This is a genomic window from Dyella ginsengisoli LA-4 (assembly GCF_000334915.1).
Classification (GTDB): Bacteria; Pseudomonadota; Gammaproteobacteria; order Xanthomonadales; family Rhodanobacteraceae; genus Dyella_A; species Dyella_A ginsengisoli_A.
Genome location: NZ_AMSF01000085.1, coordinates 73,861 through 90,288 on the forward strand (window position 1 = coordinate 73,861; position 16,428 = coordinate 90,288).

12 protein-coding genes are annotated in these 16,428 nt (G+C 67.9%); 5 read left to right on the forward strand and 7 right to left on the reverse strand.

What is annotated here, in order from left to right; all coding sequences use genetic code 11:
* Positions 1–199: 199 nt before the first annotated feature.
* Together C693_RS0118175 and tal are read left to right on the forward strand one after the other, a co-directional pair.
* Positions 200–2,377, forward strand: coding sequence for a primosomal protein N' (locus C693_RS0118175; protein WP_017463711.1), 2,178 nt, complete (start codon positions 200–202; stop codon positions 2,375–2,377).
* A gap of 65 nt (positions 2,378–2,442) precedes the next feature.
* Positions 2,443–3,396: a transaldolase gene (tal, locus tag C693_RS0118180; protein WP_017463712.1), complete on the forward strand. Its 954-nt coding sequence runs from the start codon at positions 2,443–2,445 to the stop codon at positions 3,394–3,396.
* A 78-nt stretch (positions 3,397–3,474) separates the two neighbouring features.
* Here the strand turns inward: tal and rpoH are convergent, their stop codons facing one another.
* The 6 genes from rpoH to C693_RS0118210 all read right to left on the reverse strand — a co-directional run bounded on the left by rpoH (position 3,475) and on the right by C693_RS0118210 (position 9,722).
* Positions 3,475–4,338, reverse strand: coding sequence for an RNA polymerase sigma factor RpoH (gene rpoH / locus C693_RS0118185; RefSeq protein ID WP_017463713.1), 864 nt, complete (start codon positions 4,336–4,338; stop codon positions 3,475–3,477).
* Positions 4,339–4,537: 199 nt separating this feature from the next.
* Positions 4,538–5,242 carry a uracil-DNA glycosylase gene (gene ung, locus C693_RS0118190; protein ID WP_017463714.1) on the reverse strand — a complete coding sequence of 235 codons (705 nt, stop codon included), beginning with the start codon at positions 5,240–5,242 and terminating at the stop codon, positions 4,538–4,540.
* Positions 5,239–6,084, reverse strand: a complete 846-nt coding sequence (locus tag C693_RS0118195; RefSeq protein WP_017463715.1) for a response regulator — start codon at positions 6,082–6,084, stop codon at positions 5,239–5,241. The genes ung and C693_RS0118195 overlap by 4 nt, the downstream gene beginning before the upstream one ends.
* A 148-nt stretch (positions 6,085–6,232) precedes the next feature.
* Positions 6,233–7,213 (reverse strand): permease-like cell division protein FtsX, encoded by a 981-nt coding sequence (gene ftsX, locus C693_RS0118200; protein WP_017463716.1) that lies wholly within the window; start codon positions 7,211–7,213, stop codon positions 6,233–6,235.
* Positions 7,210–7,887, reverse strand: a complete 678-nt coding sequence (gene ftsE / locus C693_RS0118205; RefSeq protein WP_017463717.1) for a cell division ATP-binding protein FtsE — start codon at positions 7,885–7,887, stop codon at positions 7,210–7,212. Before ftsE ends, ftsX begins: the two co-directional genes overlap by 4 nt.
* A gap of 104 nt (positions 7,888–7,991) precedes the next feature.
* Positions 7,992–9,722 (reverse strand): DEAD/DEAH box helicase, encoded by a 1,731-nt coding sequence (locus tag C693_RS0118210; protein ID WP_017463718.1) that lies wholly within the window; start codon positions 9,720–9,722, stop codon positions 7,992–7,994.
* A 425-nt stretch (positions 9,723–10,147) separates the two neighbouring features.
* Here C693_RS0118210 and trxA point away from each other — a divergent pair, with 425 nt between their 5' ends.
* The 3 genes from trxA (at position 10,148) to C693_RS0118225 (ending at position 13,983) form a co-directional block, all read left to right on the forward strand.
* Positions 10,148–10,474 carry a thioredoxin TrxA gene (trxA, locus tag C693_RS0118215; RefSeq protein ID WP_017463719.1) on the forward strand — a complete coding sequence of 109 codons (327 nt, stop codon included), beginning with the start codon at positions 10,148–10,150 and terminating at the stop codon, positions 10,472–10,474.
* 151 nt (positions 10,475–10,625) lie between these two features.
* The gene (rho, locus tag C693_RS0118220) at positions 10,626–12,398 is read left to right on the forward strand and encodes a transcription termination factor Rho (RefSeq protein ID WP_017463720.1); all 1,773 of its coding nucleotides are present in this window, start codon (positions 10,626–10,628) and stop codon (positions 12,396–12,398) included.
* A gap of 217 nt (positions 12,399–12,615) precedes the next feature.
* Positions 12,616–13,983: a glutamate--cysteine ligase gene (locus C693_RS0118225; RefSeq protein ID WP_017463721.1), complete on the forward strand. Its 1,368-nt coding sequence runs from the start codon at positions 12,616–12,618 to the stop codon at positions 13,981–13,983.
* Between the two features lie 172 nt (positions 13,984–14,155).
* Here the strand turns inward: C693_RS0118225 and dcp are convergent, their stop codons facing one another.
* Positions 14,156–16,369, reverse strand: a complete 2,214-nt coding sequence (gene dcp, locus C693_RS0118230) for a peptidyl-dipeptidase Dcp (RefSeq protein WP_026107538.1) — start codon at positions 16,367–16,369, stop codon at positions 14,156–14,158.
* Between the last annotated feature and the right edge of the window lie 59 nt (positions 16,370–16,428).

The window sequence follows — 16,428 nt, forward strand, 5'->3', positions numbered from 1 at the left end:
CCCGCTCCATCCACAAAGTTATCCACAGCAGCTGTGGATAAGCGGAAAAATGCCCGGAGAGGGGGCACTTATCCCGCCTTCCTAGAGTCGGGCGAAACAATCGCCGGCAACGAACGGACCCATGATCGCTTCCGCCGGCGATGCGGCCTGAGCGGGGTCCGGTCCCCGGCCGGCTACACTGGCGCACCCCGAGGTAGCCATGTCCACCGCCGTCCGCGTAGCCCTGCCCGTCCCGCTCCCGACCCTGTTCGACTATCTGCCACCGGCCGACGGCCGGATCATGGCTGGCCAGCGCGTGCTGGTGCCGTTCGGGCGGGGTCGTCAGGTGGGTATCGTGGTCGACGCGGCCGTGACATCGGAACGGGATGACTCCCGGCTCAAGCCGGTGCTGCAAGTGCTGGATGACGAGCCGCTGCTGGACGGCGAGCTGCTTCGCACGCTGGCCTGGGCCGCCGATTACTGGCTGGGCGCACCGGGGGAAGCGTTCGCGCAGGCGCTGCCACTGGCGCTGCGCGAGCCGCGGCCGCTGCCGGACATCGCCGAGGAATACTGGCAGCTCACGCCGGCCGGGCAACAGGAGCACGCCGCCGGCCGACGGCGAGGCGGCAGCAGGGATCTGCTTGGCCTGCTGATCGAAGGGCCGCGCCACGCGGACGAGCTGACCGCCGCGCTGCCTGCGTGGCGGACCGCGGCACGTCGTCTGGCCACCGCCCACCTGGTCGAGCGCTGCCCCCCGCCAGCTGCACCACCCCGACGACAACCGCCAACATCCCTGCCACTGAGCGCGGAGCAGCGCGATGCGGTGACCGCCGTCGGTGAGGCCTTCGGACGTTTCCAGCCGTTCCTCCTCGATGGCGTCACCGGCAGCGGCAAGACCGAGGTGTACCTGGCATTGATCGAACAGGCACTCGCCGAAGGCCGGCAGAGCCTGCTGCTGGTGCCCGAGATCGGCCTGGCGCCGCAGACCCTGCGCCGGCTGCGCGAGCGCCTGGGCGTGCCGGTGGAAGTGCTGCATTCGAACCTGGCCGAGGGCGATCGGGCGCGGGCGTGGCTGCGCGCGCGCAGCGGCGAGGCCACGGTGGTGCTGGGCACCCGTTCGGCGGTGTTCACTCCGCTGCCGCGCGCCGGCCTGATACTGGTCGACGAGGAACATGACGCCTCCTACAAGCAGCAGGAAGGCTTCCGTTACCACGCGCGTGACCTGGCATTGGTCCGTGCCCGCGAACTAGGCGTGCCGATCGTGCTCGGCAGCGCCACGCCCTCGCTGGAGACGCTGGCCAACGCCGCCAGCGGACGCTTCCGGACGCTGCGTCTTCGTACCCGACCTGGCGCCGCGCGGCCCACGCCGCAGGTGCAGATCGTCGACGTGCGCGCCCAGTATCTGGACCATGGTCTGTCGCCCGCGCTGCTGGCCGCAGTGCGCGAGACGGTCGCGCGGAGCGAACAGGTACTGGTATTCCGCAATCGTCGCGGCTATGCGCCGGTCCTCCTCTGTCACGCCTGTGGCTGGCACGCCGACTGCCCGCGCTGCGAACGCCCGATGACCCTGCATGCCGGGCAACGGCAGTTGCGATGTCACCATTGCGACCGGCACGCGCCAGTGCCGTCGCACTGCCCGGCCTGTGGCGCCGGTGCGCTCTGGCCGCAGGGCCACGGCACCGAGCGACTGGAGGAGGCGCTTGGCGCACTGTTCCCCGACGTGCCGGTGAGGCGCATCGACCGGGAGACCACCCGCCGCCGCGATGCCTTCGAGCACCTGCTGGACGACCTGCGGCAGGACGGCCCGGCGATCCTGGTCGGTACGCAGATGCTGGCCAAGGGACACGACCTTCCCCGGCTGACGCTGGTCGCCATCGTCAGCATCGACGAAGGGCTGCACAGCGTGGATTTCCGGGCCGGCGAACGGCTCGCCCAGCTGCTCGTGCAGGTCGCCGGGCGGGCCGGGCGGGCCGATCGCACCGGTCGCGTGCTGCTGCAGACCCATCATCCCGAGCATCCGTTGCTGCGCACGCTGCTCGCCTCGGGCTACGGAACGGCGGCAGCAACCCTGCTGGCCGAGCGCGAGGCGGTGCAGCTGCCTCCTTGCAGCCATCAGATCCTGCTCCGCGCCGATGCGCACCATCGCGCCGACGTGGACACCTTCCTGGCCGCTGCGGCCGCGGCGCTGCCGAACGATCCGGAAGTCCAACTGGCCGGGCCGATGCCGGCGCCGATGCCGTTGCGTGCTGGCCGGCATCGCGGCCAATTGCTGCTGGAATCCTCCAGTCGTGCCCGGCTGCATTCGGTCGCACGGCCGTGGCGGCTCCAGCTCGGCGCCCTGCCGTCATCGCGGCGGGTACGCTGGTCGCTGGACGTCGACCCCATCGACCTCTACTGAACCTTGCCCTCACGGCAGAACGACCAGCGGGCCTTATAATTTCAGGTCCACCTGAAGGAGGCCCCATGGCATCGCAGCTCGAACAACTTCGCCAGTACACCACCGTGGTTGCCGACACCGGTGACATCGAGGCCATCGCCCGCTACAAGCCGGTCGACGCCACGACCAATCCCTCGCTGCTGCTCAAGGCCGCCAGCATCCCGGCCTACGCTTCCCTGCTCGACGAAGCCGTGGCGTTCGCCAAGGGGCGCGGAAACGACCGCGAGCAGCAGCTCGCCGATGCCGGCGACCACCTCGCCGTCGCGGTAGGGCGCAAGATCCTCGACCTGGTGCCGGGCCGCGTTTCCACCGAGGTGGACGCACGCCTGTCCTTCGATACCGACGCAACCATCGCCAAGGCCGAGCGGCTGATCGGCCTGTACGAAGATGCGGGGGTGAAGCGCGACCGGATCCTGATCAAGGTCGCATCCACCTGGGCCGGCATCCGCGCCGCCGAGCAACTGGAGCGGCGCGGCATCCAGTGCAACCTGACCCTGCTGTTCTCGTTCGAACAGGCGGTGGCCTGCGCCGAGGCCGGGGTGTTCCTGATCTCGCCGTTCGTCGGCCGCATCTACGACTGGTACATCGCCAACACCGACGCCGACGGCTTCGAGCCGCACGAGGATCCGGGCGTGAAGTCGGTGCGGCGCATCTACGACTGGTACAAGCGCCACGGTTTCGAGACGGTGGTGATGGGCGCCAGCTTCCGCAACACCGGGCAGATCCGCGCGCTGGCGGGCTGCGACCGGCTCACCATCAGCCCGGAGCTGCTGGAGAAGCTCGACTCCTGCCACGATCCCCTGCCGCGCGCGCTCGAGGACGGGGGCCGGCAGGCGACGCCGCCGGATGCCCTCGACGAACCGGCCTTCCGCTGGGGGCACAACGAGGATCCCATGGCCACGGACAAGCTGGCCGACGGCATCCGCAGGTTCGCCGCCGACCAGCTGAAGCTGGAGAAGCTGCTCGCCGACAAGCTGTAACGCGGGCCCCGGACGGCGCAACGAAAAACGGCCCCTGAGGGGCCGTTTTTCTTTCTCCCGATTTGCCCGACCGGCGGATCAGGCCGCGGCGGCGAACAGGCCGCGCATCTTCTTCATCGCGTTCGCTTCGACCTGGCGGATGCGCTCGGCGGAGACGCCGTACTCGTCGGCCAGATCCTGCAGGGTAGCCTTCTCGTCGTTCAGCCAACGCCGCTGGATGATGTCACGCGAACGGTCGTCAAGCTTCTCCAGTGCCGCAGAGAGCGTTTCGAGCTCGTTGTCGGACTGGTCTGCGTCGGACACAGTGTCGTACGGATCGGCACCGTCATCGACCAGGAACGCGGCCGGGGCCGGCTTGGCATCCTCGTCGGCATCGACCGGGGCCTCGAAGCCCACGTCACGGCCCGACAGGCGCGACTCCATCTCGCGCACCGTGGCCTCGGGCACGCCGAGATCCTTCGCGACCGTGCGCACTTCCTCGGCGTTCATCCAGCCCAGGCGCTTCTTGCTCTTGCGCAGGTTGAAGAACAGCTTGCGCTGCGCCTTGGTGGTGGCGACCTTCACGATGCGCCAGTTCTTGAGGATGAACTCGTGCATCTCGGCACGGATCCAGTGCACGGCGAAGCTGACCAGACGCACGCCCTGGTCCGGATCGAAACGCTTGACCGCCTTCATCAGGCCGATGTTGCCTTCCTGGATCAGATCACCCAGCTGCAGGCCGTAGCCACTGTAGCCGCGGGCCACGTGCACGACGAAGCGCAGGTGCGACATCACCAGCTTGCGGGCGGACGACAGGTCGTTTTCCTCGAGGTAGCGGCGCGAAAGCGCCTGCTCCTCTTCCTGGCTGAGCACCGGGATGCGGTGCACCGCCGAGATGTAGGCATCCAGGCTGCCGACGACGCTGGGAACCGGGATGTTGGCGGTGACCAAAGCTTGGGACATGGACGGAACCTCCTGATGAGGGGCAGCTTAGCACTCGCATCATTGGAGTGCTAAAGCCACCGCAAAGTTCCGGCGCGGCGAATCGGTCGCCGCGTCGACTTAATGAACCAAATGGTACAGAAACTGTGCCGTACTGTCCAGTGCTCCGGGGCAGGCCCGCCATTGTGCATGGCCGGTGTGCGGCGCCCGTGAAACCGGACTAGGCGTCCAGCTGGGCCCTTGGCGGCAGCGACCAGTCGATCGGAGCCTGGCCATGCTGGTCCAGCCAGGCATTGGCGGCGGAAAAGTGCCCGCAGCCGATGAATCCGCGATGCGCGGACAGCGGGGAGGGGTGTACCGCGGTCAGCACGCGATGGCGCCGGGTATCGATCAGCCGCCCCTTGCGCTGGGCGTAACTGCCCCAGAGCATGAACACCAGCCCGTCGCGCTCCCGGTTGAGGGCATCGATCGCGGCGTCGGTGAAACCTTCCCAGCCCTTGCCCTGATGCGAACCGGCCACGCCGCGCTCGACCGTAAGGACCGCATTGAGCAGCAGCACCCCGCGATCGGCCCACGGGGTCAGGCAGCCATGATCCGGCCGCGGCAGCCCGAGGTCGCGACTGATCTCCTTGAAGATGTTGTCCAGCGACGGCGGGATCCGCACTCCGGGACGCACCGAGAAGCACAGGCCGTGGGCCTGCCCGGGGCCGTGATACGGATCCTGGCCAAGGATCACCACCCGCACCGTGTCGAACGGGGTGTGGTCAAACGCCGCGAAGATCTCCGGCCCCGGGGGATAGATCACCTTCCCGGCGCGCTTTTCCTCCCTCAGGAATGCCGCCAGCGCCTGCATCTCGGGCCGCTCCAGATAGTCGCCGATACGGGCTTTCCAACCCGGCTCCAGGCGCACGCGGTCACCGCTCATGTCGAAGGATCGTTCAGCGAGCGCATGTGCTGGGCTACGCGCAGCTGGAACAGCAGTTTCGTGATCAGCAGGCTTTCCTCGACCGGCTTCTCGACCAGATCGTTGGCGCCCGCCTTGAGCAGGGCAGCCTGGTTGGCGGGATTCTCGTCACCGGTCATCACCAGCACGGGCAGGCGCCCCTTCCCGTAGCCGAACTCGGTGCGGATGTGCTCGAGCAGATCGCCGCCCGTGAGCTTGCCCTTGAGACTGACATCGGTAAGCACGACGTCCGCCCCGACCCAGCCCAATTCCCGGTCGGCCTCGAGCAGCGCGATCGCATCCTCCACGCTGACCACGTGGCGCACGGTCAGCCCGCAACGCTCCATCATGCGGCGGGTCGCCAGGGCCACGACACGGCTGTCTTCCACGTAAAGCACGGTACCCGTGGCCGAGGCCTCCGGACTGACATAGCCGCGGATGAAGGCTCCCAAGGCGGGGAAACCCAGCGACTTGTCGAAATAGTCGGTCACGTGTTCACCGAGCGCCCGGCGATGCAACCGGTCGTCGACATCGCCGGAAACCACCACGATCGGAACGTAGGCCTGCGGTGCCGACTCGCGCACGTAGCGCGCCAGTTCCAGGCCATCCATGTCGGGCAGGCGCAGGGCGACGGTGATGAAATCGAAGGCGCCGGACTGCAGTTCGCGCTGGGCTTCCTCACCCGTCGCACAACCAACCACTTCGGCGGCTGGCAGATCGGCGGCCAGAACCCGTGTGATCAGCTGGCGAACCACCTTGGAGCCGTCGACGACGAGCACGCGAGGCGCCTCGCCGATGCTGCGGCTGCTGATACTGGTATTCATGCGGACACTCCGCGCCACCGGGTCGTCGTCCACAGCTTCCCACTCACGATCTCTTCCGCCCCCGTCGCCGTTGTCGCAGCCACCGATCCTGCCTCATCGACGATCCGGCCGGCTGCGACCGCCATCACCGCAGTGCGACGCCGGACCATCAGGCCACCCTCCGCAGCTGCCAGGCGCTGACCAACCGCGCGCCGACCCAGCCGAGCAGCGCTGCGGCCACCGGCGTGGCCAGCAGCAGCCACAGCGGAAGTCCGCCGATCGAGAGCTTGCCGGCATAGGCCGCGCTCAATCGCTCGACGGGCGCCACCAGCGAGAGCTCGATGGCCACCGCCACCAGCGATGCGACGACGCCGCCGAACAAGCCATACCAGATGCCCGCATACAGGTAGGGCCGCCGCACGAACGGTCGGCTGGCGCCAACCAGCATCAGCACGCCGATTTCGTCGACGCGCCCAGCGATATCCACACGCACCGTATTGCCCACCACCAGCACGGCCGCCAGCGAGAGCAGCAGGGCGAGCACGGCGACGATGCGGTTGCCCAGCCCCAGCAGGGCATCCAGCCGCTGACGCCAGCTTCCGCTGTCCTGCACCATGTCGACACCGCGCTGCTCGCGCAGGGCGGTGACCAGATCCTGCACCGCGCCGGCATCCAGCGCGTCCTTGGGCATGACCTGCAGGACGTAGGGCAGCGGGTTGTCATCCAGCGCATGCAGTGCACCACTGAAGCCCTGCATCGCGGCCAGTTCGTCCATTCCCTGCTGCGGAGTCTTGACCACCACCCCGGCGACATCCGCCCGCTCGCCGATATCCTTGGCCAGCAGTTGCGCAACCGCCTCGCTCTGCCCGGGTTTGAGGAACACGCTGACCGCCTGCCGCTGCCCCATCGCATCGCCCATCCGCTGCACGTTGCCGAGCATGAGATAGAAGGCCAATGGCAGGGCCAGCGCCAGGCCGATCACGGTGACGGTCATCAGGGTGCCGAAAGGACGGCCGAGCAATCGGCGCAGGCTCGCCGCGGCACTCCAGCGATGGTGCTCGGCCCAGCCTCCGACACGCCGGGTTTCGCTGCGTCGGCTGTGCGCATCGCGCACGGCGGCCTCGGCCGGGGCGTCGGGACGACCGCTCACAGCACCTCCTGCGCAGGCACGTCGGCCACCAGGCGTCCGTGGTCGAGCACGACCACCCGTTTCTTCATCCGCTTGATCAGCGGCAGGTCATGGCTGGCCACCAGCACGGTCGTGCCGACCTGCTGGAATTCGGCAAACAGCCCCATGATCTCCACTGCCAGCTGCGGGTCGAGGTTGCCGGTCGGCTCGTCGGCGATCAGCAGCGCCGGGCGCGCCACGATGGCGCGCGCAATGCCTACGCGCTGCTGCTCGCCGGTGGAGAGCGTGTCGGGCAACTGGCGCTCGTATGCGAGCAGGCCGACCTTTTCCAGCGAGGCACGCACCCGCTTGGCGCGTTCGGCCGGTGCCAGCCCACCGATCACCAGCGGCAACTCGACGTTGTCGAACACTGTGCGGTCCATCAGCAGCCGGTGATCCTGGAACACCATGCCGATGCGGCGACGCAGCTTCGGAATGCTTCCGCGACCGACCTTGCCCAGGCTCTGGCCATCGAGATGGATCTGCCCGTGGGACGGACGCTCGATCAGCGCGAGCAGCTTGAGCAGGGTGCTCTTGCCGGCACCGGAGTGCCCGGTAACGAAGGCCATCTCGCCGTCGCCCACCTCGAATGACAACTGCGATATGGCCTCGTGGCCGCTTTCGTAACGCTTGCTTACCTGGTCAAAGCGGATCACCGCATTCCCCGACGCTGCCGTCCCACCAAGCAGCAAGGATACGGGATGCGCAGCGCAAGTTGGGGCACCCCGGACAACCGGGGTAGCCCGCCTGCGGGGCACGCTCAGCGGCCAGTGAACAACCGGGTCAGCCGACGGAAAAAGCCGGGCTTCTTATGTGCCGGCGTCTCGCTCGCCACTCCCGACTGCAGCGCAACCTGGCGCGACGGGCGCGGCGTGGACTCGTTGCCGTGCCGCTCGCGCGGCGGACGACGGTTGCCGCGCTCGGCATGACCACCGGCGCCCGGCTTCGGGGTCGCCGCGGCCGGCGCGGCCTCGGCTCCCGCTGCCTCGCCATCGCGACGCCGGTTGCGGCCACCGCGCCGACGCCGACGCTTGCGCGGCGCACCGGTGGCATCGGTCGGCGTGCCGTCCGGAGCAACCGCCGGCTGAGCATCGGCGGGGGCCTGCACCTCGTCCGCGGCCGGCGCCTGGGCTGTCGGCCGCGCCTGTCGCGGCGGACGCGGCCCACGACCCTCGCCGCGACCACCCTCGCGACGACCACCACGGCCACCTTGCGAAGACCGCTTGTCGCCATCGCGCGACTCGACCCGATCGCCGAATGCGGCGCTGTCGGCCGCGGCATCGGCGGCAAACTGAGGATCGAGCGCCTTCGGCTGCGGCATTACCAGCAGCTCCGGCTCCACCGTGGCCACCGGGATCTTCTGGCCGATGTAGGTCTCGATGTCCGGCAGGCTCATCGCGTACAGGTCGCAGGCGAAGCTGATCGCGTCGCCCTCGGCGCCCAGGCGGGCCGTACGCCCGATGCGGTGCACGTAGTCCTCGGCGTCCTGCGGCAGGTCGTAGTTGAACACATGGCTGACCGCCGGAATGTGCAGGCCGCGGGCGGCCACGTCGGTACAGACCAGGATGTCGAGCTGGCTGTCCTGGAACCGCTGCAGCAACTTCTGGCGCTTCAGCTGCGGCACGTCGCCGGACAGCGCGCCGACGCGGTAGCCCTGGCGCTTGAGCCGGTCGGTGATGCGCTCGGCGGCCGCCTTTGTGTTGACGAACACGATGCTGCGCTCGGCCTGGGTCCGCTCCAGCAGGTTCAGCAGCAGCGGCATCTTCTCTTCCTTGGCCGGGAAGTAGACGACCTGGCGCACGCGGTCGGCGGTGACGTTGTCGGTCTCCACCACCAGCTTCTCGGCCTCGTGCATGTGCTCGTAGGCCAGCTCCAGCACGCGGTGGCTGAGCGTGGCGGAGAACAGCAGCACCTGGCGCTGCTCGCGCGACGGCAGGCGGCGGAAGATGTAGCGCACGTCCTTGATGAAGCCGAGGTCGAACATGCGGTCGGCCTCGTCGATCACCATCACCTCGACGCTGCCCAGGCCGAACACGTTCTGCTTGTAGTAGTCGAGCAGGCGGCCGGGGGTGGCGATGATGATGTCGCAACCGTCCTTGAGCTGCTGGCGCTGCTTGTCGTAGTCGACGCCGCCGTAGATCAGCGCGGTCTTCAGACCGGTATTGCGGCCGATGTTGCGGGCATCCTTGTCGATCTGGATGGCCAGCTCGCGGGTCGGCGCGATCACCAGCGCGCGCGGGTCGGAATCCTTGCGGTCGGCGGCGGCCGGCTGGGTCAGCAGGCGGTTCATCATCGCGACCAGGAAGGCGCAGGTCTTGCCGGTGCCGGTCTGCGCCTGGCCGGCGACGTCGCGGCCGGTCAGCGCCACCGGCAGGGTCAGCTCCTGGATCGGCGTGCAGCGGGTGAAGCCGGCGTCGGCCAGCCCCTGGGCGAGCAGCGGATGCAGATCGAAATTGGTGAAGAAGGTATCGGTGAGAACGGTTTCGGACATGTCGGATAGCAGTCTCTGGCGGGCGGCGCAGGGCGCCTGCCCGGTCCCGCCGCCGCATGGCCTTGGGACAGGTGGTGGTACGGCGCGGGAGGGAGGCGCGGGCGCCGGGCGGACCTGAGGTGCGCGCAGCGCCGTTGCGCACCATGGCGGGCGCCGGCGTGGGGTGGCCCGGGCCGGCAGCTCCGCTGGCATAGGCAAGGATGGGCGGTTGGGCCGGACCCTTGCCTATGTCAACGGAACCGCCTGCTGGCCGGTGCCTTGAATCGCTTGAATCGCGCCCCGAGTTAGGCTGGAATGGAAATGCGCCGCAACGGCGATCCAGCTTCCCCATTACGGAACGACCCGCGCTTCATGGGCGCCCCAGTGTAGCCGATGCAGGCCGCGCGGTCGCCCTCACCCCACCGTCTACCCTCGGAGAATCACCGGTGAGCGATCTCATTACCCACGTCAGCGACGCCGCTTTCGAACAGGAAGTGCTCAAGTCCGACACCCCCGTCCTGCTGGACTTCTGGGCCGAATGGTGCGGCCCGTGCAAGGCCATCGCACCGGTGCTCGACGAGCTGGCCAGGCAGTACGAAGGCAAGCTGCGCGTGGTCAAGCTGAATATCGACCAGAACCAGCAGACCCCCCGCACCTATGGCGTGCGCGGCATTCCCACCCTCATGATGTTCAAGAACGGCAAGGTCGAGGCGACCCAGATCGGCGCCGTCGGCAAGGGCCAGCTGACCCAGATGATCGACAAGGCGCTCTGAGGCGCCACCGACACCCGCCGCCGCGCTTTACGGGGCCGCGCGGCGGGTGCTAGATTCGCTGCCCTGCACGGAACGGTCCCGTTCCGCCGCGCGCATCGCGCGATGTCTTCCCTTCCTTCCTGTACCAACGGCGCCCCGACGAGGTTTGCCCGTGTCTGATATCGAAAGCAAAGCACCCAACGACGCCGACGGCGCCGAGAACCGGCCTGCCAGCGAACCCCGCCAGCGTGCACCACGCAAGAGCGCGGCCGCCAAGTCCGCAGCCGCCGAAGCATCGGCGAACGCACCGGCGTCTGCCGCGCCCGCCCGGCCTGCCCCAGCCCCGGCACCGGTCCAGACAAGTCTGCCGGTCGATCGCCCGGCTCCGGCAAACGCCGCCCCGTCGACGCAGTCTCAGGCCACACCGGCGGCGAGTCCCGCCCCGGCCCCCCAGGGAGGCGGACAGCCGCAGGGCCAGGCGCCCCAGGGTGGCGGCAATGCGGGAGGCGGTGGCAACCAGGGTGGCAACGAACGCCGCAACGACCGCAATGATCGCAACGACCGCGGCCGGCGCCGGCGCCACGAGCGCGGACCGCGCGGCAACCAGGGAGGCGGCCAGCGCAACCCGAACGGCCTGCCGATGGACGACGATGAGACCGGCGACGTCGGCAGCAACGACAACCTGATCAACCTCACCGAACTCAAGCGGATGAAGGCGCCGCAGCTGCTGGGCTTCGCCGAGTCGCTGGGCATCCAGGAAGGCGTGGCCCGCCAGCGACGCCAGGATGTGATCTTCAACATCCTCAAGGCGCATGCCCGCGCCGGCGGCGGCATCTGGGCCGAGGGCGTGCTGGAGATCCTGCAGGACGGTTTCGGCTTCCTGCGCTCGGCCGACGAGAGCTACCTGGCCGGTCCCGACGACATCTACGTCAGCCCCAGCCAGATCCGCCGCTTCAACCTGCGCACCGGCGACTACATCACCGGACGCGTGCGCCATCCGAAGGAAGGCGAGCGCTACTTCGCCATGCTGCGCGTCGACGACATCAACGGCGATCCGCCGGAGGCGTCGAAGAACAAGATGCTGTTCGAGAACCTCACCCCGCTGTTCCCGCGCAAGGCCTACAAGCTGGAGCGCGGCAACGGTTCGAGCGAGGACATCACCGGCCGCATCCTCGACCTGGTCGCGCCGATCGGCAAGGGCCAGCGCGGCCTGATCGTCTCCCAGCCCAAGTCGGGCAAGACGATGATGCTGCAGAACATCGCCCAGGCGATCCAGTACAACCATCCCGAGGCGCACCTGATCATCCTGCTGGTCGACGAGCGACCGGAGGAAGTGACCGAGATCGCCCGCACCGTGCGCGCCGAGGTGATCTCCTCGACCTTCGACGAGCCGGCGGTGCGCCACGTGCAGGTCGCCGAGATGGTGATCGAGCGCGCCAAGCGCCTGGTCGAGCACAAGAAGGACGTGATCATCCTGCTCGACTCGATCACCCGCCTGGCCCGCGCCTACAACACCGTGGTGCCGAGCTCCGGCAAGGTGCTCACCGGCGGCGTCGACGCCAACGCCCTGCAGCGCCCGAAGCGCTTCTTCGGCGCCGCGCGCAACGTCGAGGAAGGCGGCTCGCTCACCATCATCGCCACCGCGCTGATCGACACCGGCTCGAAGATGGACGAGGTGATCTACGAGGAGTTCAAGGGCACCGGCAACATGGAAGTGCACCTGAGCCGCCGGATCGCCGAGAAGCGGGTCTACCCGGCCATCGACATCAACCGCTCCGGCACCCGCCGCGAGGACCTGCTGATCGACCCGGACCTGCTGGCCAAGATCTGGATCCTGCGCAAGCTGCTGCACCCGATGGACGAGCTGGCCGCGATGGAGTTCATGCTCGACAAGATGAAGAGCACCAAGTCCAACGACGAGTTCTTCAACTCGATGAAGCGCTGAGCCTCCTCGGGAAGCCAGAAGGCAGCAAAGGGCCGGCGCAAGCCGGCCCTTTGCGTTTGCCGGCACGGAACCGGATACGGACCGACGCCTGCCGCATCGGCGAGTTCCTGTCCGCCGAACTATTGAACCATCGCGTACAATTATCCTCTCCGCTCCTCTTGGGGCGCGGGCGACCGTCCCCATAACCGCTGCTTCGAACGAGACAAGGTCCTCCCACGTGTCCATCCCCAGTGCCGTCAAGGGCACCCCGATCACGGGGCGCCAGCAACTCGTCGACTACCTTGCCGCCGGCGAGAAGCCACGCGAAGCCTGGCGCATCGGCACCGAGCACGAGAAGTTCGGCTTCCGCACCGACGACCTGCGGCCGCCTGCCTACGAGGGTGACCGCGGCATCCGCGTGCTGCTGGAGCAGCTGGCCTCGCGCTACGGCTGGGAGGTCGCTCGTGAAGGCGAGTTGCCGGTGGCGCTGTCGCGAGGCAAGGCCTCGATCACGCTGGAGCCCGCAGGTCAGCTGGAGCTGTCCGGCGCACCGCTGGAAACGATCCACGAGACCTGCCGTGAAGTGAACGCCCACCTGGCCGACGTGCGCTCGGTCGCCGACGAGCTGGGACTGGGCTTTCTCGGCATGGGCTTCCAGCCGAAGTGGCGCCGCGACGAGATGCCGTGGATGCCCAAGGGCCGCTACAAGATCATGCGCGAGTACATGCCCAGGGTCGGCTCGCTCGGCCTGGACATGATGACCCGCACCTGCACGGTGCAGGTCAACCTCGACTTCGACAGCGAGGCCGACATGGTGAAGAAATTCCGCACCAGCCTCGCCCTGCAGCCGATCGCCACCGCGCTGTTCGCCGACTCGCCGTTCACCGACGGCCAGCCCAACGGCTACCTCTCCTACCGCTCGCACGTGTGGACCGATACCGACAACGACCGTACCGGCATGCTCGATTTCGTGTTCGAGGACGGCTTCGGCTACGAACGCTATGTCGACTACATCCTCGACGTGCCGATGTACTTCAGCTACCAGGACGGCCGCTACATCGACCTGGCCGGACAGGACTTCAAGCGCTTCATGGCGGGGGAACTGCCTGCTGTGCCTGGCACCCGCGCCACGATGAAGGACTGGGCCGACCATCTGACCACCGCGTTCCCCGAAGTGCGCCTCAAGCAGTACCTGGAAATGCGCGGTGCCGACGGCGGCCCGTGGGGCCGGCTGTGCGCCCTGCCCGCGCTATGGGTCGGCCTGCTGTACGACGACGAGGCCCTGAGCGCGGCCTGGGATCTGGTGAAGGATTTCTCGCTGGCCGAACGCCACGCCCTGCGTGACGGCGTGCCGAGAAATGCACTGAAGCTGCCGTTCCGCAACGGCACGGTGCGCGACCTGGCCCGCGAGACGCTGAAGATCGCTGCCCACGGACTGAAGCGCCGCGCCCGACTCAACGCCGGCGGTGCCGACGAGCGCACCTTCCTGGAGCCGCTGCTGGAGATCGTCGAATCCGGCCAGACACCGGCCGAACGCAAGCTGGAGCTGTTCCACGGCGCATGGGGCGGCAGTGTGGACCCGGTGTTCCGCGAGTTCGCCTACTGACTCGCCTGCTGAACCGTAGGAGCCCGCTCGCGGGCGATGCTTCCGCTCCTGATCGACATCAAAGCCAGGAGCATCGCCCGCAAGCGGGCTCCTACCGGAGACGGCACCGGCGGTGAGGCGCAAGAAAAAGGCCGGCTTGCGCCGGCCTTTTTCGTCGAAGCGCGCGGTGCGCTTACTTGCCCTTCGGCGCGTCCTTCAGGCCGCGGTCGATCAGCATCGGCTCCACGCTGGGCGCCTTGCCACGCCAAGCCTCGTACATCTTCTCCAGATCCTCCGTGTTGCCGCGGGACAGGATCATGGCGCGGAAGCGGTCGCCGTTGGCGCGGGTCAGACCGCCGTGCTCCTTGAACCACTCGAAGCCATCATCGGCCAGCATCTCGGTCCACAGGTAAGCGTAGTAGCCGGCCGCGTAGCCGTTGCCCCAGATGTGCTGGAAATAGCTGGAGCGGTAGCGCGGCGGAACGTAGCTCAGATCGATCTTGTCGTCCTTGAGGATCTTCGCCTCGAAAGCATCGGCGTCCTGCTTCGGCGCGTCGGCCGGAAGCGAATGCCAGCCCATGTCCAGCAGGGCCGCCGAGACCAGCTCGGTCATGTCGTAGCCCTTGTTGAAGTTGCGGGCCTTCTTGATCTTGTCGACCAGCTCCTTCGGCATCGGCTTGCCGGTCTTGTAGTTGACCGCGTAGTGCGCGAACACCTTCGGATCGGTCGCCCAGTGCTCGTTGAACTGCGAGGGGAACTCGACGAAGTCGCGCGCGGTGTTGGTGCCCGAGAGCGTCGGATACTCCTCGTCGGCGAACATGCCGTGCAGCGCATGGCCGAACTCGTGGAACATGGTGATCACGTCGTCGAACGAGAGCAGTGCCGGCTGGCCCGGTGCCGGCTTGGTGAAGTTGGCGACGTTGTAGATCACCGGCTTGGTGCCCAGCAGCTTGGACTGGCCGACGAAGTTGTCCATCCAGGCGCCGCCGCCCTTGTTGTCGCGCTTGAAGTAGTCGCAATAGAACAGCGCCAGCGACTTGCCGTCCTTGTCGAACACCTCGAACACGCGCACGTCCGGCTGGTACACCGGGATGTCCTTGCGCTCCTTGAAGGTCAGCCCGTACAGCTGGTTGGCGGCGTAGAACACGCCGTTCTTGAGCACGTTGTCGAGCTCGAAGTACGGCTTGATCTGGTTCTCGTCCAGATCGTACTTGGCCTTGCGCACCTGCTCGGCGTAATGCTCCCAGTCCCAGGCGGCGAGCTTGAAGCCGCCCTTCTGCTGGTCGATCACCGCCTGGATGTCCTTCGCCTCGCGCTCGGCGCGCGCCGTGGCGGCCGGCACCAGATCCTGCATGAACTTGATCGCGCGCTCGGGCGTCCTGGCCATCTGGTCGTCGAGCTTCCAGGCGGCGTAGTTCGGGAAGCCCAGCAGCTTGGCCTGTTCGGCACGGATCTGCGCCAGTCGCTCGATGATTGCGCGGGTGTCGTCGGCATTGCCCTTCTCGGCGCGGTCCCAGGAGGCCTTGAACAACGCCTCACGGGTGGCACGATCGGTCAGGTCCTGCAGCGCCGGCTGCTGGGTGGTGTTCTGCAGCGCGATCACCCACTTGCCGTCCAGGCCCCGGGCCTTGGCCGCCTGCGCAGCGGCAGCGATGTCGCCCTCGGACAGGCCGGCCAGCTTGGACTTGTCGTCCACCACCAGCGCGCCGTCCTTGGTGGCGGCGAGCAGGGTGTTGGTGAACTTGGTGCTGAGGGTGGACTCCTCCTCGTTGAGCGCCTTCAGCTTGGCCTTGTCGGCGTCGGACAGCTTGGCGCCGTGATGCACGAAGTTGCGGTAGACCACTTCGACCAGGCGCAGCGATTCCGGATCGAGCTTCAGCGAGGCGCGCTCGTTGTAGACGGTCTCGACGCGCTGGAACAGCTTGCTGTTGAGGTAGATGGCATCCTCGTGGGCGGCCAGCTTCGGCGCCTCGTCTTCCTGCACCTTCTGCAGGGTGTCGTCGGTGTTGGCACCGGTGACGCCGTTGAAGACCATCATCACCCGGCTGAGCAGCTCGCCGGACTTCTCCATCGCGACGAAGGTGTTGTCGAAGGTCGCCGGCTCCGGGTTGTCAGCGATCTTCTGGATCTCGGCCAGGTGCTGGCGCATGCCCTCTTCGATCGCCGGCTGGTAGTCGGCGTCGGTGATCTTGTCGAACGGGGGCGCCTGGAAGTCCAGCGTGCTGGCCTTGGCGAACGGGTTGGCGTCCGTGAACGGCGCCACGCTGGCCGTGCTGGCAGCCTTGGCCGGCGCCGTGCTGGCCGGCGCGGGGGCCGGTGCGGAGGACTTGGCAGGTTCGTTGCCGTGCTGCGAGCAGGCGGCGAGGGCGATGGTGGTGGCCATGGCAAGGGTTCGGAGTCGAAGCATGCAGATTCCCTGGAGAACGCGCCCTGGGGCAGGCGCACAAAGGTGACAGCCTCCGACTC

Excerpts from the sequence above, each read along its gene's own strand:
- ung (WP_017463714.1), bottom strand. The coding sequence starts at position 5,242 with ATGAGCGGTGACCGCGTGCGCCTGGAGCCGGGTTGGAAAGCCCGTATC.
- rpoH (WP_017463713.1), bottom strand. The coding sequence starts at position 4,338 with ATGTCCCAAGCTTTGGTCACCGCCAACATCCCGGTTCCCAGCGTCGTC.
- dcp (WP_026107538.1), bottom strand. The coding sequence starts at position 16,369 with ATGCTTCGACTCCGAACCCTTGCCATGGCCACCACCATCGCCCTCGCC.
- C693_RS0118195 (WP_017463715.1), bottom strand. The coding sequence starts at position 6,084 with ATGAATACCAGTATCAGCAGCCGCAGCATCGGCGAGGCGCCTCGCGTG.
- C693_RS0118175 (WP_017463711.1), top strand. The coding sequence starts at position 200 with ATGTCCACCGCCGTCCGCGTAGCCCTGCCCGTCCCGCTCCCGACCCTG.
- C693_RS0118210 (WP_017463718.1), bottom strand. The coding sequence starts at position 9,722 with ATGTCCGAAACCGTTCTCACCGATACCTTCTTCACCAATTTCGATCTG.
- tal (WP_017463712.1), top strand. The coding sequence starts at position 2,443 with ATGGCATCGCAGCTCGAACAACTTCGCCAGTACACCACCGTGGTTGCC.